Annotated in this window: 21 protein-coding genes; 6 read left to right on the top strand and 15 right to left on the bottom strand. The window is 74.9% G+C overall.

Features of this window, described 5'->3' with window-relative positions:
• Positions 1 to 21: 21 nt before the first annotated feature.
• Positions 22 to 576: a sugar O-acetyltransferase gene (locus Ae505Ps2_RS25000; protein WP_075311335.1), complete on the top strand. Its 555-nt coding sequence runs from the start codon at positions 22 to 24 to the stop codon at positions 574 to 576.
• Positions 577 to 907: 331 nt separating this feature from the next.
• On the opposite strand, the gene nadD is transcribed toward Ae505Ps2_RS25000, so the two are convergent.
• Both nadD and Ae505Ps2_RS25010 read right to left on the bottom strand, forming a co-directional pair.
• Positions 908 to 1,501 carry a nicotinate-nucleotide adenylyltransferase gene (nadD, locus tag Ae505Ps2_RS25005; protein WP_075311333.1) on the bottom strand — a complete coding sequence of 198 codons (594 nt, stop codon included), beginning with the start codon at positions 1,499 to 1,501 and terminating at the stop codon, positions 908 to 910.
• 9 nt (positions 1,502 to 1,510) lie between these two features.
• Positions 1,511 to 2,125: an alpha-ketoglutarate-dependent dioxygenase AlkB gene (locus tag Ae505Ps2_RS25010; RefSeq protein ID WP_075311331.1), complete on the bottom strand. Its 615-nt coding sequence runs from the start codon at positions 2,123 to 2,125 to the stop codon at positions 1,511 to 1,513.
• 62 nt (positions 2,126 to 2,187) lie between these two features.
• Here Ae505Ps2_RS25010 and Ae505Ps2_RS25015 point away from each other — a divergent pair, with 62 nt between their 5' ends.
• Positions 2,188 to 2,841, top strand: a complete 654-nt coding sequence (locus Ae505Ps2_RS25015; protein ID WP_075311329.1) for a hypothetical protein — start codon at positions 2,188 to 2,190, stop codon at positions 2,839 to 2,841.
• Between the two features lie 79 nt (positions 2,842 to 2,920).
• On the opposite strand, the gene Ae505Ps2_RS25020 is transcribed toward Ae505Ps2_RS25015, so the two are convergent.
• Positions 2,921 to 3,217 (bottom strand): hypothetical protein, encoded by a 297-nt coding sequence (locus tag Ae505Ps2_RS25020; protein ID WP_020627074.1) that lies wholly within the window; start codon positions 3,215 to 3,217, stop codon positions 2,921 to 2,923.
• Positions 3,218 to 3,371: 154 nt separating this feature from the next.
• Positions 3,372 to 4,424 (bottom strand): ABC transporter substrate-binding protein, encoded by a 1,053-nt coding sequence (locus Ae505Ps2_RS25025; RefSeq protein ID WP_170917086.1) that lies wholly within the window; start codon positions 4,422 to 4,424, stop codon positions 3,372 to 3,374.
• Positions 4,425 to 4,678: 254 nt separating this feature from the next.
• Here Ae505Ps2_RS25025 and Ae505Ps2_RS25030 point away from each other — a divergent pair, with 254 nt between their 5' ends.
• Complete coding sequence (locus Ae505Ps2_RS25030) at positions 4,679 to 5,569, top strand: hypothetical protein (RefSeq protein ID WP_075554045.1); 891 nt, start codon at positions 4,679 to 4,681, stop codon at positions 5,567 to 5,569.
• Positions 5,570 to 5,587: 18 nt separating this feature from the next.
• Here Ae505Ps2_RS25030 and Ae505Ps2_RS25035 read toward each other — a convergent pair whose 3' ends face one another.
• On the bottom strand, positions 5,588 to 6,139 hold the full coding sequence (locus tag Ae505Ps2_RS25035; protein WP_075333150.1) for a TetR/AcrR family transcriptional regulator: 552 nt from the start codon (positions 6,137 to 6,139) through the stop codon (positions 5,588 to 5,590).
• Between the two features lie 137 nt (positions 6,140 to 6,276).
• Positions 6,277 to 6,645, bottom strand: a complete 369-nt coding sequence (locus tag Ae505Ps2_RS25040; RefSeq protein ID WP_043281558.1) for an SPW repeat protein — start codon at positions 6,643 to 6,645, stop codon at positions 6,277 to 6,279.
• A gap of 181 nt (positions 6,646 to 6,826) precedes the next feature.
• Between Ae505Ps2_RS25040 and Ae505Ps2_RS25045 the strand changes: the two genes are divergently transcribed.
• Positions 6,827 to 7,501 (top strand): hemerythrin domain-containing protein, encoded by a 675-nt coding sequence (locus Ae505Ps2_RS25045; RefSeq protein ID WP_083702285.1) that lies wholly within the window; start codon positions 6,827 to 6,829, stop codon positions 7,499 to 7,501.
• Here the strand turns inward: Ae505Ps2_RS25045 and Ae505Ps2_RS25050 are convergent.
• The 4 genes from Ae505Ps2_RS25050 to Ae505Ps2_RS25065 all read right to left on the bottom strand — a co-directional run bounded on the left by Ae505Ps2_RS25050 (position 7,462) and on the right by Ae505Ps2_RS25065 (position 14,382).
• Positions 7,462 to 10,809, bottom strand: coding sequence for a BTAD domain-containing putative transcriptional regulator (locus Ae505Ps2_RS25050; RefSeq protein WP_212567669.1), 3,348 nt, complete (start codon positions 10,807 to 10,809; stop codon positions 7,462 to 7,464). The two genes, Ae505Ps2_RS25045 and Ae505Ps2_RS25050, sit on opposite strands and share 40 nt — an antisense overlap.
• A 53-nt stretch (positions 10,810 to 10,862) precedes the next feature.
• Positions 10,863 to 12,305 carry a VWA domain-containing protein gene (locus Ae505Ps2_RS25055; protein ID WP_075311321.1) on the bottom strand — a complete coding sequence of 481 codons (1,443 nt, stop codon included), beginning with the start codon at positions 12,303 to 12,305 and terminating at the stop codon, positions 10,863 to 10,865.
• A 149-nt stretch (positions 12,306 to 12,454) separates the two neighbouring features.
• The gene (locus tag Ae505Ps2_RS25060; protein WP_084786426.1) at positions 12,455 to 13,324 is read right to left on the bottom strand and encodes a hypothetical protein; all 870 of its coding nucleotides are present in this window, start codon (positions 13,322 to 13,324) and stop codon (positions 12,455 to 12,457) included.
• A 164-nt stretch (positions 13,325 to 13,488) separates the two neighbouring features.
• Positions 13,489 to 14,382 (bottom strand): MoxR family ATPase, encoded by an 894-nt coding sequence (locus Ae505Ps2_RS25065; protein WP_075554046.1) that lies wholly within the window; start codon positions 14,380 to 14,382, stop codon positions 13,489 to 13,491.
• Between the two features lie 99 nt (positions 14,383 to 14,481).
• Here Ae505Ps2_RS25065 and Ae505Ps2_RS25070 point away from each other — a divergent pair, with 99 nt between their 5' ends.
• Both Ae505Ps2_RS25070 and Ae505Ps2_RS25075 read left to right on the top strand, forming a co-directional pair.
• The gene (locus Ae505Ps2_RS25070) at positions 14,482 to 16,593 is read left to right on the top strand and encodes a RecQ family ATP-dependent DNA helicase (protein ID WP_075311317.1); all 2,112 of its coding nucleotides are present in this window, start codon (positions 14,482 to 14,484) and stop codon (positions 16,591 to 16,593) included.
• 59 nt (positions 16,594 to 16,652) lie between these two features.
• Positions 16,653 to 17,087 carry a nitroreductase/quinone reductase family protein gene (locus Ae505Ps2_RS25075; RefSeq protein ID WP_075311315.1) on the top strand — a complete coding sequence of 145 codons (435 nt, stop codon included), beginning with the start codon at positions 16,653 to 16,655 and terminating at the stop codon, positions 17,085 to 17,087.
• 101 nt (positions 17,088 to 17,188) lie between these two features.
• On the opposite strand, the gene Ae505Ps2_RS25080 is transcribed toward Ae505Ps2_RS25075, so the two are convergent.
• The 5 genes from Ae505Ps2_RS25080 to rplU form a co-directional block, all read right to left on the bottom strand.
• A complete protein-coding gene (locus tag Ae505Ps2_RS25080) occupies positions 17,189 to 18,442 on the bottom strand; it encodes a methyltransferase domain-containing protein (RefSeq protein ID WP_075311313.1) in 1,254 nt (417 codons plus the stop codon).
• A 25-nt stretch (positions 18,443 to 18,467) separates the two neighbouring features.
• Complete coding sequence (gene proB / locus Ae505Ps2_RS25085; protein ID WP_075311311.1) at positions 18,468 to 19,580, bottom strand: glutamate 5-kinase; 1,113 nt, start codon at positions 19,578 to 19,580, stop codon at positions 18,468 to 18,470.
• Between the two features lie 7 nt (positions 19,581 to 19,587).
• Complete coding sequence (gene obgE / locus Ae505Ps2_RS25090; RefSeq protein WP_075311309.1) at positions 19,588 to 21,087, bottom strand: GTPase ObgE; 1,500 nt, start codon at positions 21,085 to 21,087, stop codon at positions 19,588 to 19,590.
• A 119-nt stretch (positions 21,088 to 21,206) separates the two neighbouring features.
• A complete protein-coding gene (gene rpmA / locus Ae505Ps2_RS25095; RefSeq protein ID WP_020624745.1) occupies positions 21,207 to 21,464 on the bottom strand; it encodes a 50S ribosomal protein L27 in 258 nt (85 codons plus the stop codon).
• Positions 21,465 to 21,476: 12 nt separating this feature from the next.
• Entirely contained in the window at positions 21,477 to 21,782 is a 306-nt protein-coding gene (gene rplU / locus Ae505Ps2_RS25100; protein ID WP_020624746.1) for a 50S ribosomal protein L21, read from the bottom strand.
• Between the last annotated feature and the right edge of the window lie 138 nt (positions 21,783 to 21,920).

The raw sequence follows: 21,920 nt of genomic DNA on the forward strand, positions 1-21,920 counted from the left end.
TCAGGACACAGGATTGGACGAGTGGGAGAGCACAAGGAACGCATGCTCCGCAACGACTGGTACCTCGACGAACCCGACCTCGTCGACGACCGACGTCGCTGCTGGCGCCTCCTCGACCGGTTCAACGCGACCGGCGCCGATGACGACGACGAACGCGAGACACTCCTCCGCCGGATCGCAGGACGACTCGGCGACGGCGTCGTCGTACTTCCCCGGTTCCAGTGCAGCTACGGCACCCACATCACCCTCGGCAACCGCGTCTTCGTCAACCACGACGCCCTCTTCATGGACGACGCCACGATCACGATCGGCGACGACGTCCGCATCGGGCCGCGCACCCAACTCCTGACGGCGCAACACCCCGTGGAGGACCACGACCGCCGTCGCCAGGGCTGGGAACGTCCACTTCCGATCGACATCGGGAGCAACACCTGGCTCGGAGCCGGGGTCATCGTCTGCCCGGGCGTGACCATCGGGGCAGACGCCGTGGTCGGGGCGGGGAGCGTCGTCACCCGCGCCGTCCCTGATCGCGTGCTCGTCGCAGGCAATCCGGCCCGACCCGTCCGCCAGATCTGAGCGAACGACACGGTGCCCCGGGAGCCGGAGCAGGCTGCCTGACCGCAGGCACTGAACGGGCACCGGTCGGCCTGTTCGACACACAGGAGGCCTGCCTCCTCCTCCGCCGGCGACGCGAGCGACTCACGACACGGCTCACCGACGTCACACGCGAGCACGCCCGAGCACTCGACTCGGGTCAACCGTGGACGCACCTCGCCGAGGTCGACTACGCGCTCTCGCAGACCGCAGCAGCCATAGCGTGGCTGGACCGCACGGTCGACCGCCTCCAGCGTTGAGCGATCTTGTACCGGATCTGTCCCGGGCGGGATCCGGCCGAGGAAACCCCAGTTCAGCGGCCTGGATCCAGGTAGAGGCTGCGCTTGGAGATGTACTGCACCACCCCGTCCGGAACGAGGTACCAGACCGGCCGCCCCGAGGCCACCCGGTCCCGGCACTCGCTCGACGAGATCGCCATCGCCGGCACCTCCACCGTCGTCACCGACCCCTCGGGCAGGTGCCCGTCGGCCAGCTCGTACCCGGGCCGGGTCACGCCGACGAAGTGCGCGTAGCGGAACAGCTCGTCGACCTTGTGCCAGGACAGGATCTGCTGGAGCGCGTCGGCGCCGGTGATGAAGAACAGCTGCGCGTCGGGCATGGCGTCGTGCAGGTCGGCGAGGGTGTCCGCGGTGTAGGTGGGGCCGTCGCGGTCGACGTCGACGCGGCTGACCGAGAACCGCGGGTTCGACGCCGTCGCGATGACCGTCATCAGGTAGCGGTCCTCGGCGGGCGAGACGTCGCGGGCGCTCTTCTGCCACGGCCTCCCGGTCGGTACGAAGATCACCTCGTCGAGGGCGAAGCGGTCCGCCACCTCACTGGCGGCGACGAGGTGGCCGTGGTGGACGGGGTCGAACGTCCCGCCCATCACGCCGATCTTGCGCTGCATCGACGCAGACTATGTCGGCCCCCCGCCCGCCGGCATCCCCGGATACAGGTGCCGGAACTGGACGCTGATGCGCGGCCCGCTGCGCGCCACCTTCGGCACGCTGTGCTGCCAGGTCCGCTGGCACGTCCCGCCCATGACCAACAGGTCCCCCGAGGCGAGCGGGAACGACACCGAGGCGCCGCCGCCGGTCGGGCGCAGCCGCAGCGGCCGCGTCGCACCGAGGGCGACCAGTGCGACGACGGCGTCGGGCCGCTCACGGGCGACCCGGTCGCCGTGCCAGGCCACGCCGTCGGCACCGTCGCGGTAGAGGTTCACGCCGATCTGAGTGAAGGCGTGGCCGTAGCGCTGCCCCAGCGTGCGGCCCATGTCGCGCAGCCGGCGGGGCACCGTGTCGTCGGGCAGCACCCAGCGGTGAGTGAGGCGCGGTTCGTCGACCACGCGGTCGTACATGCGGCGGCGGTGACCGCGGAACGGCACGGTCGCGCGCAGCAGCGCGAACAGCTCGTCCGGGTCGGGGACCCAGCCGACCGCGACGTCGACCCACGCCCCGTCGGCGAGCTCGTGCCGGTACGCCGGGGCCGCACCCCCGGCGGTGAAGAGCGAAGCCTGCCCGCCGACGTCCACCTCCGGAACGCTACGCTGGATCGAACGAAAGTTCGAGTGGCGGCTCTGCGACGATCGTCGTCATGTCCTCGCGTGCCGACGGTGCCGTGCTGTCCTACCTGGGTCTGCGGCGCGCCGTCGGCGTGATCGGGATCCTGCTCCCGTTCGTGCTGGTGGGGGGTGACCTGGCCCTCGGCGGCGACGGACTGCGGGACTCGATCAGCCGCTACTACTACTCGCCGATGCGCGACGTGTTCGTCGGCTCGCTGTGCGCGGTCGGCATCTTCCTCTACTGCTACCGCTACGACCGGCCGGACAACCGGCTCGCCAACGTCACCGGGACGGCGGCCATCGCCGTAGCCCTGCTGCCCACCCGGCCCGACGGCGCGACGACGACGGCGGCGACCGTCGTCGGGTACCTGCACCTGGCCGCGGCGACGGTGTTCTTCGCGGGCCTGGCCTGGTTCTGCCTGGCCCTGTTCACCCGCGGGGAGTCCGGAACCCCGGGCAAGGCCGCACGCAACGTCGTCTACCGGGTCTGCGGCGCGACGATCGTGGCCTGCCTCGTGCTGGCCGCACTGGACACGGCGCTGGTGCCCGACGCCGTCGCCGAGCGGTTCCACACCCTGTTCTGGCTGGAGGCCGTCGCGATCCTGGCGTTCGGTGTCGCGTGGTTCGTCAAGGGCGACACGATCCTCAGGGACCAGCCGACGCAGGACCCGGCGCCCGTGATCTGACCGCCCCCGCAAACGACGGACGGGCCGGTCCGGACACCCCTCGAGGGTCCGGACCGGCCCGTCACGGGACCGGGTTCGGTCAGCCGACCGGCAGCGACGGAAGCGACGGGAGCTCGCCACCGGTGGCACCGGTGACCAGGTCGACGACGCTGTCCAGCGGGGCCGGCAGCGCGAGGTCGTGCTTCTTGTCCTCGTGCTTCTTGTGGTCCCACTTCTTGTGGTGACCCTTGTCCTTGTCACCCTCGTGCTTCGAGTGACCCTTGTCCTTGCCACCCTCGTCGTAGCCGGTGCCGCCGGCGAAGGCCGCGGCGGGCGCCGCGACGGCCAGGGGGAGCAGCGCTGCACCGACGAGCGCACCGCGAACGGACTTCCGCATCTCACAACCTCCATGGTTGATCGTTGGACCGTCGCACACGGTCTCGCCTGCTCAACGAGGACGGACGGGGCCCGCAACGGCCGTTCACCCGTTAGCGTCACCAGCACGAATAACCGATAGTCAGGTGTCGACTACGGCAGCCGGGGGATCCGGCTCAGCTGCGCGAGCGGGCGGCCGCCTCGGCCAGGATCGGCAGGTAGGCGTCGAGCACCCAGGGGATCGACAGGACCGACGGCGCCGAGCTCGCCACCACCCGGTCGGCGCCGACGACCGGGGCGAACCCGCCGCGGGCCATCGCCGGCAGCAGCTCGACGCCGGGCGCAGTGCGGAACGTCTGCTCCTCGGCCTGTGTCGCGAAGAAGCCGATGACCAGGTCGGACTCGACGCGCGAGAGCAGCTCGCCGCTCACGGTGTAGTAGACCTCCCCGCCGCCCGGAGCGTTCTGCTCGACGTAGGGCGCCAGGGTGAGCCCCAGGTCGGTGACCAGCTGGACGCGGACGTCGCCCGCCCGGAACACCCCGAGCGCACCGGCGTCCATCCCTCCGGTGTAGACGAACGTGGCTCCCGCCAGCTGCTGGTACCCCTGCGCCGCGGTGCGCAGCCGCTGCCCGGTGGAGTCGATCAGCTGCTGTGCCCGTGCCGGGTCCCCGAACACCTGACCGGCGATGCGGGTCTGGTCCCGCCATCCGGTGGAGTACGGGGCGTCGGGATAGGCGACGGTCGGGGCGATCGCCGACAGCTGGTCGTACTCCGCCCGGCTCAGCCCGGAGTACGTGGCCAGCACCAGGTCCGGGCGGGCCGCGGCGACCTGCTCGATCGGCGTCGCCGACAGGTCGTCGGAGCCGATGACCTGCGGGAACGGGCCGCCGTGCGCGGTGATCGCGTCGCGCACCCAGGGCAGCACGCCCTCGGCGTCGCCGCCGTAGACGGTGCGCGGGATCGCCACCGGCAGGACGCCCATCGCCAGCGCGACGTCGGTGTTCGCCGCGCTCAACGTGACCACGCGCTGCGGCCGGTCCGGGACGACCGTCTCCCCCAGCGCGTGCCGCACCGTCACCGGGTAGCCCTCCGCGACCGCATCCCCCGCCCCCTGCCCGTCCTGCGGCCGGGCGCCGCACCCGGCGAGGACGAGCAGGCCGGCGGCGCCGGCGAGGACGCCACGACGGCTCACGGAACGGGCGGACAGGGGTGCTGCAGCGAGCGGCACGACGAACCTCCTCAGGTCAAAAGGCAAGCCTAACCTGACCCAGCACGATGCCGACTCCTGCGCCAAGTCCCGAACGTGCGACACGGGATACGGCTTGCGACACGGGTTCGGACCCCGTGCCGGAAGCCGGATCCCGTGTGGGGCGGGCTCGGGTCGGCGGTCGTTCTGGTCGCTCGGCGCGCCGGGGGCCGCATCCGTCGCGTGGGACGGGCGCCCCGGCCGGAGGGTCCGAACCCGCGGGTAACGTCGCGGCCATGCGTGCTCCGGACACCGGCGACCGGGCCGACCGCGACGCCGGCCCCCGCTCCCCCGCGCCCGGTCCCCCGGCCCCTCCGCCCGCATCCGGCGGACAGGGGCGGCCGTACGAGCCCGCGTCCCCGCCGCCCGTGCGGCCACCGGGGACACCCGGCCCGGTGGCGGCCCCACCCGCCCCGCCGGCACCCGAGGTCCGCACCGACGGCCCCGACGGCCGGGGCGGCGACGTCCGGGCCGACGACCGGGCCGACGGACTGCGTGACGGGCGGGCGGCCGCAGCCACCGCCGTCGTACCGGCCGGGCCGTGGCCGACCGTGCGGCCGCCGTCGCTGCGGGCCGTCATCCTCGGCCGGGTCGCGGCGGGGGTCGCGGCGGTGTGGTTCGGCGTCGTCTACTCGATCACCACCGACGTGCACGCCCGGGCCGACCACCTGCTGGCCGCGATCGTCGTCGGCGGGCTGCTCAGCCTGCTCGGTGTGGTGCTGCTGTGGCTGTCGGCGTCGCGGATCCCGGTGCGGGTCGCCCCGGCCCGCGGGCCGGACATGGGGCTGGTGCGCGACCGTGCCGCGGCACGCAAGGTGCTGCGGTCCGGGGGCACGCCCGACGGCGAGCAGCGCAGGCTGATCGCCGTCGACGTGCTCGCCGACGCCCGCCTCCCGCAGGTCACGGGCGCGGTGTTCGCGCTGCTCGGCCCGCTGGTGATAGCCGCGGTCAACGCCTCGGGGCCGCTCGGCTGGGCGGGGCCGCTGACCGCCGGGCTGATCGTGGTGGTGCTGGCCCTGCTGGGGTGGCGGACGTGGACGGCGCACGCGCTGCACCGGCTCGCCGACCGCAGGCACACCGTCCCGCGCTACGAGGAGTCCGGCGCCCCCTGGCGCCCCTGGCCCTGACCCGCCCGGGGAGCGCCGCTACAGGCCCGCGGCGACGAAGGACAGCTCGGCCTCCATGTCGGTGCGGTCGTCGTCGCCGTGCCGGTCGAGGGCGTAGCGGTGTCCGATCGCCGCGGCCAGCAGCCGCGCGGCGGCGCGGATCCGGTCCGGCGCCCCGCCGCCGGCGGCGAGGACCTCGTGCACCGCGTCCTCCAGCTCACCGGCGCGGCGCAGCAGCGCGTCGCGGACGACGGGATGGGTGTCGGCCTCGCGCCACAGCAGGTGGGACAGGACCGAGGACGCGTCGAGCGCCCGGTCCAGCGCGGCGACCAGTGCCCGCAGCCCGGCGAGTGCGTCCCCGGCGACGGCGACGTCCGCCCCGCGCACCGGGTGCGGGAGCCGCTCGACGAGCGCCTCGAGCAGGTCGGGCTTGCGACGGAAGTAGTAGTGCACCAGGCCCTTCGGCACTCCGGCGCGCTCGGCGATCCGCGAGGTGGGCGTCGCGTCGAACCCGTGCCGGGCGAACAACTCCTCGGCCGCGTCGAGGATGCGGTCCCGGGCGGGTGCGTCCGGGTCGAGCTCGTGGTCCACAGTGCGATCCTCCCCCGGACGCGGCGGGGGCCGCGACCCCTGCGGGTCGCGGCCCCTCACCTGGTCGTCCGGCTGTCGGACGGTCGGTTCTGTCGGATCGATCGGTTGTGTCGGCCCTGTCGGCCCTGTCGGCGCGGTCAGTGCGCGGCGAGCGTGCGGTGCTCGGCGTTCGCCGCGGGCAGCGCCGAGGCCGCCACGACGACCGCGAGGACACCCGCCACCCAGGACGTCCACGACGCCCCGGCCAGCGCGCTGTAGCCCATCACCCAGGGGGCGAGGAACAGCAGCACGCCGAGTACACCGTGCACCCACTCGCTCGCCACCGAGCCGGGCACCGCGAGCGACCAGAGCGACGTGGCGGCGAGCACCACGCCCAGTACGACCATCGTCCACGCAGCGGCGGCGTTCGTCGTCGTCACGAGAGGCGAGAGGGCCGTCAGTACACCGATCACGAGAGCTGCCCAGTCCTGCCAGCGCTGCCAGGTACGACCAGTGGTCCCAGCCATCGTCAGTCACCTTCTCCTTGTGAGGTCCCTGTGGGGATACCTCCGGTCTACTCTTGATTGGCCGGCCGGTCAAGACCCGACGAACGGTGACGCAAGTGACGTGCAAGTCCCCGGCCAGCGGGTGGGCGCACGGTCTGCGGTGTCGAGAGACCGACCGTCCCGAACCCGTAGGAGACCCCCGGTGACCACCGCCCGCGACACCCGTACCGCCGACCTGGTCGGCATCACCCTCGCCCACCGCGTCATGCGCGCCGACCTGCACCGCCTCACCGACGCCGCCCGCGCGATCGCCGACGGCGCGTCCTGCCCGGACCGGCGCGCCCGCGCGCTGCAGACCTGGCTGGCACATCTGGAGCACGAGATTCACGGCCACCACACCGCCGAGGACGAGATCGCCTGGCCGGTGATCGCCCGGCACGCGGGACACGCCGTCGACCTGGCCGAGCTCAGCGACGACCACGGCCGCCTCGACCCGCTGCTGGCCGCCGTGCGCGAGGCGGCGGCGGGAGTCGTCGCCGCGGCGGAGGGACCCGGCCGGGCGGGGGCGGCGGGGCTGCTCGCGGACCGGCTGGCCGTGGTCCGCGACGAGATCGACGAGCACCTCGACGCCGAGGAGCGCGACCTGTTCCCGGTGATCGAACGCCACGTGCCCGCCGCCGACTGGGACGCGGTCGTCGCGCAGGTGCAGAAGTCCGGGCCGGGCCTGCGGTTCATGCTGCCGCGGATCGCCGCGGTGACCACCCCGCAGGAGTGGGCAGGGATGCGTCGCGAGGCCGGGCCGGTGGTCGTGCTGATGGAGCGGCTGCTGCGCGGCGGCTACCGCAGGCGCTGTGCGCTGGTGTTCGGCACGTCCTGAGCCGCGGCCCGTCCGAGCAGCCGCCGGGCGCGGTCGCGCCACACCGGGGCCCCGAGCTCCGTCGCGACCCGTTCGGCCTCGTGCAGGTGGCGGACCCGGGCGCCGCCCGCCGGGTCGAGCATCTCCTCCAGCGCGGCGAGCACCAGGTCGGTGGGGCCGGTCGCGATCGTGCCCGACGACAGCCCCGCCACCGATCCCGTCCACGGGCGGAGCCGGGCGCGGCACTGGTCGGCGACGGCGCGGTCGCCCAGCCCGACTGCCACCTCGGCGCGCACGCACGTCCACAGCAGCCAGTAGTAGCTGCGAGCGAGCTCACTGTCCGGGACCCAGACCTCCCGGGCCCGGACCGGGTCACCCGCGTGCAGGTGGGCGAGCGCGAGGAAGTCCCCGAAGGCCGGCGGCAGGCGCGGTGCGACCGCGTCCAGCTCGGGGGCGAGCTCGCCGAGGCGGCCCTGGGCGTGGCGGACGGCGAACCGTCCGAGCAGCCCCATGAGCGCGGCGTTGACCTGCCCGGAGCCGCCCAAGCGGTCGGCGAGCACGGCGTAGCCCCGTTCGGCGGCGTCCAGCTCACCCGCGACGAGCGACCGCAGTGCCGCGAAGATGTGCGCCCAGCCGAGAGTGAACTCCAGCTGCCCGCCGGGGGCACCGGCGACGGCGGCCTCCGCGTGCCGCGACGCCGCGTCGAGGTCGTGGCGACCGGCGGCGACCATCAGCTGCAGGTGGTGGGCCTGCGTGCGGTAGCCGGCGTGCCCGGCCCGGCCGCCGAGCTCGGCCAGCTCCTCGCCCACCGGGGCCAGCTCGTGCCACAGGTCCGGGGCGAGGACCGCGAAGAACCGGGCGTTGAGCGCCCGGCAGCGCAGCAGCGGGTCGACCCCGCGCGCGGTGAGCGCCATCGCCTCGGCCGAGGCCGAGCGGACCCGGTCGTCGTCGTGCCCCTCGATCTCGAACACCAGGGCGGCCAGCAGCCGTACCCGCCGGTCGACGGCGTCGGGCGGGGTCGCCGCGAGCTCGGTCTCGATGAGGTCGATCAGCTCGGCGTCGATGTTCTGCCCCGGCCGGATGGTCCAGCTGACCGGGGTGTCGTAACTGGTCAGGGCGGCGCCGAGCCACTGCGGTGCGGCCACCCGCGCCCGCTCGACGGCCGTCCGGCGTTCGGTCAGGGCGGTGTGGCCGTCGCCGCCGCGGGCGAGCTCGGCGACCAGCGCGCACCGCAGGGCCAGCTCGTCGTCGACGCCGGTCCCGACCCGCCCGGCGAGCTCGACGGCGTGGCCGTGGAACCGGGCGGCCTCGCGGTGCGAGCCGAACCCCGCGGCGGCCGCCGCGGCGGCACGGACCGCGGCCAGGGCACGGTCCGGAGCGACGGCGGACCCGGCGGCGAGCGCGTGGTGGGCGAGCGGCACCGGGTCGTCCGGCCGCCTGCGGCTGAGGATCGCGTGGGCCGCCGCGTGCAGCCGGGCACGACGCAGGTGCGGGATGTCGCCGTAGAGGGTGTCCCGGACCAGGTCGTGGGAGAACCGCAGGCGCCCCGGCTCGGGTTCGAGCAGCATCCCGCCGAGCACCGCGGGCTCCAGGGCGTCCAACGGGTCGTCGCCGTCGGCGGAGGCGGCGAGGTCGAGGGCGTCGTCGGTGTCCAGCTCCCGGCCCAGCACCGAGACCCTGGCCAGCGCGGTGCGGGTGCTCGCGGGCAGCCGGGCCACGCGTCGGCGCAGCACCTCGCGGACCCCGGCCGGGACGGCGTCGGCCGCGGCGGACGGGCCCTCGGCGGCGACGAGGCGCGCCAGCTCGCGGACGAACAGCGGGTTCCCGCCGGTCCGTTCGGTGATCCGGGCGACCAGCTCGGGAGTGGCGGCGGGCACCCCGTGCCGGTCCAGCATCCCGGCGACATCGTCCGTCGTCATCGGCGCAGGCTCGATGCGGTCCACGGTGGGCTCGGCGAGGGCGGCGAGCGCGGCCTGCAGCTCGGCGCCCGCCTCGGCCGGGCGCAGGCCCGCGGCGACGAGTACGGGCAGCTCCGCGGCGCCGGTGACGACCGCACGCAGCAGCGCGAGGGTCTCGGACTCGGCGCGGTGCAGGTCGTCCAGGACCAGCAGCAGCGGTCGCTCCCGCCCGGCGACGGCGAGCAGCTCCACCACCGCCCGGGCCAGCCAGAACGTGACCTCGGCGCCGCCGGGCCCGGCCGGGGAGCGCAGTGGCGCGAGCCGCTCGACCAGGTCGGCGGGCGGGTCGTGCGCCGTGACGAGGGCGTCGACGATCTCCCGCCACGCCCAGGCCGGCGGGGCGCCGTCGATCTCGGGGCAGCGGCCGGTGACGGCCGTCCAGCCGTCGGCGGTCGCGGCGGCGGCGAACGCGGCGAGCAGCGCGGACTTGCCGGCGCCCGCGTCGGCAGCGACGAGCACCAGCTGGGCACCGCCGCGGGCCCGCTCCGCGGCGGCCGCGAGCCTGCCGAGCTCGGGCCCGCGCCCGAGCAGCGACGGTGTCCTCGCCGGCGGCTCGGCCGGCGCCGGCCCGGGTGGCCGCGCCGTCGGGAGGACCGCGGGCGCGTCGGTGCCGCCGGCCGGGTCGCGGTGGGCGAGCACGTCCGCCTCGATCGCGCGCAGCCCGGGGCCGGGGTCGACGCCGAGCTCGTCGGCGAGCAGCCGCCGGGTGCGGGAGAGCACGGCCAGCGCGTCGGCCTGCCTGCCGGTGCGGTACAGCGCGACGGCCAGCAGCCCGACCGCGTCCTCGCGCAGCGGGTGCTCCCCCACCAGCGTCGTCAGGTCGGGGACGACGGCGTCGGCCCGGCCCAGCCGCAGCCGCGCGCGGGCCCGACGCTCCAGCGCGACCTGACGCAGCTCGTCGAGGCGTTCGGCCTCGGCACGCGCCCAGGAGGCGTCGGCGAACTCGGCGTAGGCGGGCCCCGCCCACAGCGCCAGGGCCTCGCCGAGCAGGGCGTCGGCCCGGTCCGGCGTGGCCGCGGCGGCACGGTCGAGGAGGTCGGTGAAGGCACGCGCGTCGAGCCCGTCGGGACCGAGTGCCAGCGCGTAGCCGGGTGGGCGGCTGACCAGCACCGTCGGGACCGCGCGCGGGGACCGGTCGGGTTCGAGCAGCCGCCGGAGCCGGGAGACGTGGACCTGCAGCCCGCCGTGCGCCTGCGCGGGCGGCGCGCCCTGCCACAGGTCCTCCACCAGCGTGTCGACGGCGACGACCTCACCACCGGCCGCGGCGAGCCGGGCCAGCAGCTCGCGGCGGCGACCCGAGCCGACCGCGACCGACGTGCCGTCGGCCGTCACACGGAGCGGGCCGAGGACCCGGACCGTGACCTCCTGCACGCGGGGAATCTAGGCCCACGGTGCCGCGCGTGTCAGCCCCCGTGGCCCGGCGGTCAGACCGGCAGCAGCGCCTGGACGACGTCGGTGAGCTGGGCGGCGGTACGGCACTCGTGCATCGGGAGCACCTCGCCGTAGCGGGTGGCGGCCGAGTCCCCGGAGCCCCAGCTGCGCTCGGGCTCGGGGTTGAGCCAGTGCGCGTGCCGGACCCGCCCGGCCATCATCGCCAGGGCCCGCAGGTTGGGGTCGCGGTAGTTGGTGCGGCCGTCGCCGAGCACCAGCAGCGACGCCTTCGGGGTGAGTGCGTCGCCGTGGTGCTCCAGGAAGTCGCCGAACGCGCTGCCGTAGTCCGAGTGCCCGTCGAACGCGGTGAGCGTGGCCTCGCGCAGCACCCGCTGCATCACCCCGGACAGCTCCGCACCGGGCTCGAACAGGTGCGTGACCTCGTCGGTGCGCTCGATGAACGCGAACACCCGCACCTTCGAGAACTGTTCGCGCAGCGCCTGGACCAGCAGCAACGTGAAGTGGCTGAACCCGGCGACGGACCCGGACACGTCGCACAGCAGCACCAGCTCGGGGCGGCCGGGGCGCCGGACCTTGTGCGCGGGGTCCATCGGCACGCCGCCGGTGGACATCGACCGGCGCAGCGTGCGGCGCAGGTCGAGCTGTCCGCGGTTCGACCGGCGACGCCGCGCCGACAGCCGCGACGCGAGGCGGCGGGCCAGCGGCTGCACGGTGCGGCGCAGGTCGGCGAGCTGGGCGGCGTTCGCGGTGAGGAAGTCGACCTGGTCGGTCTGGGTGGGGGTGGTGGTGCGGGCGATCTGCTCGCGGCCGCGCTGCTCGGCGGTGCGGCGGCGGACCTCCTCGCGGACGATGTCGCGGAAGCGGGCGATGCGGTCGCGGATCTCGCGGCGGCGGACCTCGGAGACGAAGTCGGTGTCCCCCTCCTCGCGCAGCCCGTCGAGGATCCGGGCGAGCAGGGTGTCCGGGGACAGCGCGTTCAGCGCCTGGTAGGCCGACCAGTTGGGCTTGGCCGTCTGCCCGCGGACGCCCTGGCCCGCGGCGCCGGAGTTCCCGATCGCGTCGACGGCGGCGCGGGCGAGCTCGCGCAGGGTCTCCTCGTCGCCGTCGCGCAGCAGGTCGGCGAGGATCTCGCGCAGCGCGTCGACGTCGACCGGGCCGGTGCCCTCGCCGGACTCGTCGTCGATCCGCGGGACGTCGACGTCGGAGGACCCGGCGCCCAGCGCGGGCGGGAACCACAGGTCGAACAGCGCGTCGAAGGTGTCGCGCTGCCCGGAGCGGCGCAGCAGCGCCGCGGCGAGCCCTTCCCGCAGCTGGTCGCGGTGCAGCAGGTCCAGGGCGCCGAGCACGCGGGCCGCGTCGACGGTCTCCCCCGGGCCGACCGCGACGTGGTGGCGGCGCAGTGCGGAGACGAAGTCGACGAGGTGCCCGGGCAGGCCGTGCTCCGGGGCGAGCGCGGCGGCGGGCGGGATCGTCACCCGTCCATCATGCGCGACGCGCGCGTGATCAGCGAGAGTGGTCGGCCAGCCCGCCACTGTCGGAACATGCGCCGACGCTCCGGTCGAGCCGCCGAGCCACGACCGGAGCGCCGGGGTGCACCGCGGTCCCACACCGCGGGAGCTTCCGCCTAGAAGGCGGGGTCGATCGGCACCGGCTGCGGGGTGAACGGGCGGTCGCCCTCGACCAGGCGCAGTGCGCCGCCGAGACCGCCGGGGCCGTTGGCGTAGTCGAGCATCTTCCGCAGGTCACTGATGCCGTTCGTGCCGGGTGCCGGGGCCAGGTTCAGGGTCGAGAGCACACCGAGGGCGCGGCCGTCGGCGGTCAGGTAGCCCGAGCCGGAGTCACCGGGCACGCCCGGCGGGACGGTGACCACGGTGTGCGTCCAGCCGCCACCCGCGGCGCCGGTGGAGGTGCCGGTCTTGGGCCGCAGTGCACGCACGCCCTGGCGCAGCGAGGAGTTGCCGTAGCCGTAGACGACCCCGCCGGTGGCGACGCCGTCGGCCACCCCGGTCGGGCCGCCGTAGAACGGCACCGCGGGGCTCGTGCGCGCGGCGTCCTCCGGGGCGAGCTCGACCAGCGCGAAGTCGTTGAACAGGCAGGTGTCCGGGTCGGTCTCGCCCCGCTCCTGCATGCTCAGCCACGAGGAGTAGGCGAGCCGGCCCGGTGCCGTGGCGCCCTCGACCTCGACCGGGGTGCCGAGCGGCAACGAGTCCGCCTCGCACCCGTCCACGTCGGTGGAGCTGCCGGTGCCCGCACAGTGTGCGGCCTGCCCGAGGTAGGTCGCGGACCCGTCGGTGAACACGAAGTTCGCGGTGCACTGGGCCCCCTCGGGCCCGGTGCGGGTCATGACACCCGGGTGCACGTCGATGTCCGGTGCCCCGTCCTGCGCCGACGCGGTGCCGGCGGTGGCGAGCCCGACCGCGAGCGCGGCACCGGCGGCCAGTCCGGCGCGCAGCAGACGGCGGGCGGTGAGGGACAGTTCCGGGAGGGCGGTCATCGGTGGGCCTCCGGTCGCTGGGGAGCGTGTAACCGGCACAACTCGCGCCACCCGTCCCGGTTACGCCCGGCAGGCCGATCGATCCGATCTTCACTCCATAGGGGCGAAGACCTTGACGGCCGATCAGCGGTACGGTATTGGCCCGTTCGGCACAGGTGCGCCGTTCAGTTCAGCCGGAGCTCGGCGGCGGCCTTGTCGGCGTCGGAGCGGTGCTTCAGGACGACACCGAGGGTGGCGCGGACGGCGTCGTCGTCGAGGGTGTCGAGGCCGAGCGCGAGCAGGGTCCGGCCCCAGTCGATCGTCTCGGCGACGCTCGGGGCCTTGCGCAGCTCCATCGCCCGCAGCACCCGCACGGTGCGCACCAGGGCGTCGGTGAGCTGCTCTGTGAGCTCCGGGACGCGGGTGAGCACGATCCGGCGCTCCAGGTCGGCGTCGGGGAAGTCCAGGTGCAGGAACAGGCAGCGGCGCTTGAGCGCCTCGGACAGCTCACGGGTGGAGTTCGAGGTCAGCAGCACGAACGGGCGCCGGTTCGCGGTGACGGTGCCCAGCTCGGGGATGGAGACCTGGAAGTCGGACAGGACCTCCAGCAGGAGGCCCTCGACCTCGACGTCGGCCTTGTCGATCTCGTCGATCAGCAGCACGGTCGGGTCGGTGCGCCGGATCGCGGTGAGCAGCGGACGCGGGAGCAGGAACTCCTCGGAGAACACGTCGTCGCGGGTGGCGTCCCAGTCCGCGCCGTCCTCGCCGCGCTGCCCGGCGGCGATCCGCAGCAGCTGCTTGGCGTGGTTCCACTCGTAGAGCGCCCGGGCCTCGTCGATGCCCTCGTAGCACTGCAGGCGCACGAGTCCGGACCCCGTCGCCGCGGCGACGGCCTTGGCCAGCTCGGTCTTCCCGACCCCGGCGGGGCCCTCGACCAACAGCGGCTTGCCGAGCCGGTCGGCGAGGAACACCGTCGTCGCGACGGCGGTCGAGGCCAGGTAGCCGGCGTCGGCGAGCCGGGCGGTCACGTCCGCCACGGAGCCGAAGACCGGGCGGTGGGCAGGACTGTCGGACGACACGCGATCATCCTGCACGCCCGGACCGCCACGCGTCGGACGGGTGGCCCGGCTCACACCCCGGCGGCCCGCGGCGGATCGTTGTCGGGGGTCGGGTCCACCATGGGTGCCGTGACCACCGCATCGAGCACCGACCTGCGCGAGCGCGCGGAGACCGTCCTGCAGCAGCTGGCCGGGCCGCAGGCCCGGCTGCGCGAGGACCAGTGGACCGCGATCGAGGCGCTGGTCGCCCAGCACCGCCGGGCCCTGGTCGTGCAGCGCACCGGCTGGGGCAAGTCCGCGGTCTACTTCGTGGCCACTGCGCTGCTGCGTGCCCACGGCGCCGGCCCGACGGTGATCGTGTCGCCGCTGCTGGCGCTCATGCGCAACCAGATCGACGCCGCGATCCGCTCCGGGATCGTGGCGGTCACGGTGAACTCGGCGAACGCCGACGAGTGGGACGCGGTCTACGCCGACATCGCGAACGGGGACGTCGACGTGCTGCTCGTGTCCCCCGAGCGGCTCAACAACCCCGACTTCCGCGACCGGGTGCTGCCGAAGCTGGCGGCGAGCGCCGGGATGCTGGTGGTCGACGAGGCGCACTGCGTGTCCGACTGGGGCCACGACTTCCGGCCGGACTACCGGCGGCTGCGCACGCTGATCGCCGAGCTGCCGTCGGGGATCCCGGTGCTGGCGACGACGGCGACGGCGAACGACCGGGTCGTCACCGACGTGTCCGAGCAGCTGGGGATGGGGCACGGCCAGCAGGACACGCTGGTGCTGCGGGGGTCGCTGGACCGCGAGTCGCTGCGCCTGGCCGTGGTCCGGCTGCCGACCCCGGCGCGACGGCTGGCGTGGCTCGCGGCGAAGCTCGACGAGATGCCCGGCGCCGGCATCATCTACACCCTCACCGTCCAGGCCGCGGACGACGTGGCCGAGTTCCTGCGCGAGCGCGGGGTCGCGGTGCGCTCCTACTCCGGGCGCACCGATCCCGAGGACCGCCTGGCCGCCGAGTCCGACCTGATGGAGAACCGGGTGAAGGCCCTGGTCGCGACCTCGGCCCTGGGCATGGGCTTCGACAAGCCCGACCTGGGGTTCGTCGTGCACCTCGGGGCGCCCGCCTCGCCGGTCGCCTACTACCAGCAGATCGGCCGCGCCGGTCGCGCGCTGGACCGGGCCGAGGTGGTGCTCCTGCCCGGCCGCGAGGACCGCGACATCTGGGCCTACTTCGCGTCGCTGGCGTTCCCGCCCGAGCCCCTGGTCCGCCAGACCCTCGCCGTGCTGTCGGACCGGCCCCAGTCCACCGCGTCGATCGAGACCCGCGTCGACCTGTCCCGCACCCGGCTGGAGATGCTGCTCAAGGTCCTCGACGCCGACGGTGCCGCGAAGCGCGTCAAGGGCGGCTGGATCGCCACCGGCCGGGAGTGGGTCTACGACACCGAGCGCCACGAGCGCGTGAACGCCGCCCGCCGTGCCGAGCAGCAGGCGATGCTCGACTACATCGCGACGACCGAGTGCCGGCTGGTGTTCCTGCGCCGTCAGCTCGACGACCCGGACCCGACGCCGTGCGGGCGCTGCGACACCTGCACCGGCACCGTCTGGTCCGACGAGGTGTCCGCCGACGGCGAGCAGGCCGCCACCGAGCGCCTGGCCCGGCCCGGGATCGAGATCGCGCCACGGAAGATGTGGCCGTCCGGGATGAAGGACATCGGGGTCCCGCTGTCGGGGAAGATCGCCGCGGGCGAGCAGGCCGCCACCGGCCGGGCGATCGGACGGCTGTCCGGCATCGGGTGGGGCACCCGGCTGCGCGAGCTCGTCACCGGCGGCGACGACCCGGTGCCGGCCGACGTGCTCGACGCGCTGGTCCGGGTGCTCGCCGGGTGGGGCTGGGAGCAGCGACCGGTGGGTGTGGTCGGGATCGGCTCGCGGACCCGTCCGCACCAGCTCGACCACCTCGCCCGGCGGATCGCCGAGATCGGCAGGCTGCCGCTGCTCGGCACCCTCTCCCCCGTCGGCGAACGTCCCGCGGCGGCCGAGAACTCGGCCCGGCGGCTGGCCGCGGTGTGGGAGGGGCTCGACGCCGCCACCGTGCCGGACCTGTCCGGGATCGACGGGCCGGTGCTGCTGGTCGACGACGTCGTCGACTCGGGCTGGACGATGACCGTCGCCGCGCGGGCGCTGCGGCGGGCCGGGGCGCCGGAGGTGCTGCCGCTCGTGCTGGCCGTCGCCGGGTGAGGTCTCCCGTGGAGGACGACGCCCACCGACCGAGCCCTACCCGTCGGTAGGCTCGGGGCATGAACCCGCCCGACTTCGCACTCAAGGCCATGAACGCCGGCCATCGGCTGCTGATCCGGCTGACCGGCGGGAAGATCGGCCACTCGGCGATGGGGATGCCCGTCGTCGAGCTGACCACCCGTGGCCGACGCTCCGGTGAGCCGCGCACGGTGCTGCTCACGGCCCCGCTCCACGGCGACGGGAAGTACGTCGTCGTCGCCTCCCGGGGCGGCGACGACCGCCACCCCGCCTGGTTCCTCAACCTGCGTGCCGACCCGGACGTCGAGGTCGCCGTCCAGGGCGGCCCACGGGTGCCGATGCGCGCCCGGATCGCCGACCCGGCCGAGCGGGCGACGCTGTGGCCGCAGGTCACGGAGCGGTACCGCAACTACGCCGGCTACCAGCGCAGCACCAGCCGGGAGATCCCGCTGGTCCACCTGGAGCCGCGCGGCTGACCGGCCGCGCATCATCAGGGCAGATGATTCCGGGGATCCGGATCACCTTCGTAGGGTCGGCACATGCCCGGTCGTGCCGGTCGGCCCACGCCGGGGCCCGCTCAGCCCCCGGCGTGGGCCGGACCCCAGCGCAGGGTCAGCCGGGTACCCGCACCGTCCACCAGCACCTCGCCCGGCCCGGCCCCGGGCGCTCCGGCGGCGCTGGTGGCGCTGTCGGCGCCGTCCCGGGGATCGGCGAGCGACGGGACGACCGCCTCGATGCGCAGGTCCGCCGCGTGCGGCCGGCCCGCGTCGACCCACCCCGCGATCAGCCCGGCCAGCCGCTCGGCGGCGAGGTCACCGTCCGGCCCGCAGGCCCGCACCGTCGCCTCCGGGGCCGCCAGCAGCACCGCACAGCCGTCGCCGGCGACCAGGCCCAGCGTCGCGCGGACGCCACCGAGGTCGAACAACGCCGGCGCGGCCCCGCCCTCGGCCGGGCCGAACAGCCGCACCACCCCCGGGTCGGCGACCGCGGCCCACAGCCCGAGCCCGTCCCACAGGTCCGCCACCGTGCCCGCCGCGGCGACGGGCCGGTCGGTGCCCTCGCCGGTGGTCGCGCGGGCCAGTGCCCGCGGGTCCGGGTCGTCGGCGTCGTCGGAGCCGCAGGCGGGCTGCACCCGCCACCGTCCGTCGGGCAGCGAGACCTCGGCCCCCTGGTCCGCGCCCTCCCCGCGCAGCCGGACGAACGCGCAGCTGCGCACCGAGCTCGACCGCAGCCGTCCCGGGGCGGTGTGGACGAACGCCACCGACAGCTGGCTGCCGCGGACCGTGAGCGGCAGCAGCAGCCGGCCGCCGGGCGCGAGCTGGGCGACCCACTCCGGCCGGACGCCGGTGGAGCCGACCGTCAGCTCGATGCGGTCGTAGGGCGCTCCGGGCGGGTAGCCGAGCGCCCCGTCCCCGGCGACGACGTCGACGTCGTCGAACCCGGCGGTGTCCAGGTTCGCCCGGGCCCCGGCGACCAGGTCGTCGTCGATGTCGAGGGTGGTCACGGCTCCGTCCGGGCCGACCAGCTCCGCCAGCAGCGCCGCGTTCCAGCCGGCCCCCGCACCGACCTCCAGCACCCGGTGCCCCGGCGCGGCCCCCAGCTGTTCCAGCATGATCGCGACCATCGACGGCTGGGAGACCGAGCTGACCGTCACGCCGTCGTCGACCTTGATCGGGACGGCGACGTCGGCGTAGGCCTCGCCGGGGTCGAGGGCGGGCAGGAACAGGTGGCGCGGCACCGTCTCCAGTGCCGCGCGGACCGCGGGGGTGCGCACCCGGCCGGCGCTGACCAGGGACGCGACCAGCGCGGAACGGGCGCGGTCGGCCGACATGCGGGCATTGTGCCCCTGCGGCCGCCTAGAGCAGAACGAGGTCGTCCGCGTGGACGAGTTCGCGCCGCTGTTCGGGGGGCAGCTCGCGGCTCCGGCGGCCGATCATGTGCGGCAGCTCGGTCGCGTCGTAGGACACCACGCCGCGGGCGATCGGGCGGCCGTACGGGGCACGGAGCTCGACCACGTCCCCCGCGACGAAGTCGCCGGAGACCCCGTGGACACCCGCCGCGAGCAGCGAGCGACGCCGCTTCCGGACGGCCTCGACCGCGCCGTCGTCGAGGTCGAGGGCCCCGCGGACGTCGGCGGCGTGCCGCAGCCAGAACCGGCGGGCGCTCATCCGGGTCCCGGCGGCGCGGAACACGGTGCCGACCTTCGGCCCGTCGTCGGTGCAGGCCAGGGCGTCGGCGATCCGGTCGGCGGCGGTCAGGAGCACCGGGATCCCGGCGGCCGACGCCATCGCGGCCGCCTCGACCTTGGTGGCCATGCCGCCGGTGCCCAGCCCGGACCCGGGACGAGTCACGCTGACCCCGGCGAGCTCGGCCGGGTCGTCGACCTCGGGGATCAGCGACGTGCCGGGGTCGCGCGGGTGGCCGTCGTAGAGGCCGTCGACGTCGGAGAGCAGCACGAGCGCGTCGGCGCCGACGATGTGCGCGACGAGTGCGGCGAGCCGGTCGTTGTCGCCCACCCGGATCTCGGCGGTGGCGACGGTGTCGTTCTCGTTGACCACCGGCAGCGACCCGAGCTGCAGCAGCCGCTCCAGCGTGCGCTGGGCGTTGCGGTAGTTCGAGCGGCGGATCATGTCGTCGGCGGTGAGCAGGACCTGCCCGATGCCCTGCCCGTGCCGGGCGAACGACGCCGAGTAGGCGTGGGCGAGCAGCAGCTGCCCGACCGACGCGGCGGCCTGCTGGGTCGCGAGGTCCCGCGGCCGCCTGCGCAGCTGCAGCGGCGCGAGCCCGGCCGCGATCGCCCCCGAGGAGACGAGCACCACCTGTGTGCCGGCGGCGCGGCGCCCCATCAGGGCGTCGACCAGCGCGTCGAGCCGGGCCGGGTCGAGCCCGCCGGTCAGGCTCGTCAGCGACGACGACCCGACCTTCACCACGATCCGCTTCGCGGCACCCAGCGTGGCGCGCGTGCTCACGCCGGTCTCACTCCTCGATCTCGTGGTCCGACGAGTAGCGGGCGCCCGCGGCGAGCTCGGCGTCGGACAGGTGCGCCCGGCGCGCCACCCGGGCGCGCTTGCGCTCGGCGGCGCCGACCCGCTCGTTGCCCTCCAGCCGGATGTCGGTGCCGCGCCCGGTGAGCAGGGCGGCGACGCCGGCCGGGGTGGACGGCTCCCAGTCGAAGGTGACCTGGCCGATGGTGACCGGGCAGCCGGGAACGGCTCCGGCCTTGGCCAGCGCCTCCTCCACGCCGAGCCGGGCGAGCCGGTCGGCGAGGTAGCCGACGGCCTCGTCGTTCTCGAACGCGGTCTGGCGGATCCACCGCTCGGGGCGTTCCCCGCGCACGATGAACCCGCCGTCGAGCTCCGGGTCGGGTGTGATGGTGAAGCCGGTGTCGTCGACGGCGCGCGGGCGCAGCACGATCCGGCTCGGCTCGGCCTCCGGGCGCGCGGCGCGGGCCGCGGCGACCCGCTCGGCCATCGCGAAGCTCAGCTCCCGCAGGCCGGCGCGGGACGCGGTGGAGATCGCGTACACCGGCCAGCCGAAGCGCTCGGTCAGGTCGTCGCGGACCATGTCGACCAGGTCGGCGGCGTCCGGGACGTCGATCTTGTTGAGCGCGACCAGACGCGGCCGCTGGTCGATCCGCTCCCCCAGCGCGCTGGTGCCGAGCGCCTCGGCGTAGTGCGCCAGCTCGGTCTCCAGCGCCTCGATGTCGGACACCGGGTCGCGCTCGGTCTCGAAGGTCGCGCAGTCCACGACGTGCACCAGCACCGAGCAGCGCTCGATGTGGCGCAGGAACTCCAGGCCGAGGCCACGGCCCTCGGCGGCGCCGGGGATGAGGCCAGGGACGTCGGCGACGGTGAAGGTGTCGTCGCCGGCGCTGACCACGCCGAGCTGCGGCACGAGGGTGGTGAACGGGTAGTCGGCGATCTTCGGACGGGCCGCGGACAGCGCCGCGACCAGCGAGGACTTGCCCGCGCTGGGGAACCCGACGAGGCCGACGTCGGCGAGGCTGCGCAGCTCCAGGGTCAGTTCGACCTCGTCGCCGGGCTCGCCGAGCAGCGCGAACCCGGGGGCCTTGCGGGCGGCGGAGGCCAGCGCGGCGTTGCCGAGCCCGCCCCGTCCGCCCTCGGCGGCGACGAACCGGGTGCCGACGCCGACCAGGTCGGCGACGACCTCGCCATCGGCGTCGAGCACGACGGTGCCGTCGGGCACCCGCAGCTCCAGGTCCGGGGCGTTGGCGCCTTGTTTGAACGCCCCCTGCCCCTGGGTGCCGTTCTTCGCCTCCGCGCGGGGGCGGTGGTGGTAGTCGAGCAGCGTGTGCACGCCCGCGTCGACGACGAGCACGACCGAGCCGCCCCGGCCGCCGTTGCCGCCGTCGGGGCCGCCGAGCGGCTTGAACTTCTCGCGGTGTACCGAGGCGCAGCCGTTGCCCCCGGCACCCGCGGTCGCGTGCAGCACGACGCGGTCCACGAACCGGGACATGACGGTGCTCCTGTCGGTGTCGTACCGCGGCGGGGCCGCGGTGGGTGGTGACACGACGAACGGCGGGCCCCCCGTTACCGGGGTGACCCGCCGTCGGCGTCGCTGTGCTGGCGGGTCGCTCAGACCTCGGCCGGCACGATGTTCACGGTCTTGCGGCCGCGCTTGGAACCGAACTCGACGGTCCCGGCGGCGAGGGCGAACAGCGTGTCGTCCTTGCCGCGCCCGACGTTGACACCCGGGTGGGTGGCGGTGCCGCGCTGACGGATGAGGATCTCGCCGGCCTTGACCGACTGGCCGCCGAAACGCTTCACACCCAGGTACTGGGCGTTGGAGTCGCGACCGTTACGGGAGCTGGACGCACCCTTCTTGTGTGCCATGACGCGGGCTCCTTACTTGCCGATCGCGGTGACCTGGACCTTCGTCAGGGGCTGACGGTGCCCCTGACGCTTGTGGTACCCGGTCTTGTTCTTGAACTTGTGGATCCGGATCTTCGGACCCTTGGTGTGCTCGACGACGGTGGCCGTCACCGCGGAGGTGAGGCCGCTGGCGTCGGTGGTCACCTGGTCGCCGTCGACGAGCAGCACGGCGGGCAGAATGATCTCGGCGCCGGGCTCACCGTCGAGCTTCTCGACGGTGACCACGTCGTCGACGGCCACCTTGTACTGCTTGCCGCCGGTCTTGACGATCGCGTACATCGCTGACGCACGACTCCTGAACATCGGGGGCGCATCTGGTGCGCTCGGGCTGTGACAGCTCGCGCCGGTCCCGGCGCGCACACCACGGCCCCCGTGCCGAACACTGTCGTGTGCAGAGGCGTGGCTTCTGTCGGTCAA

The organism is Pseudonocardia sp. Ae505_Ps2 (assembly GCF_001932425.1).
Classification (GTDB): Bacteria; Actinomycetota; Actinomycetes; order Mycobacteriales; family Pseudonocardiaceae; genus Pseudonocardia.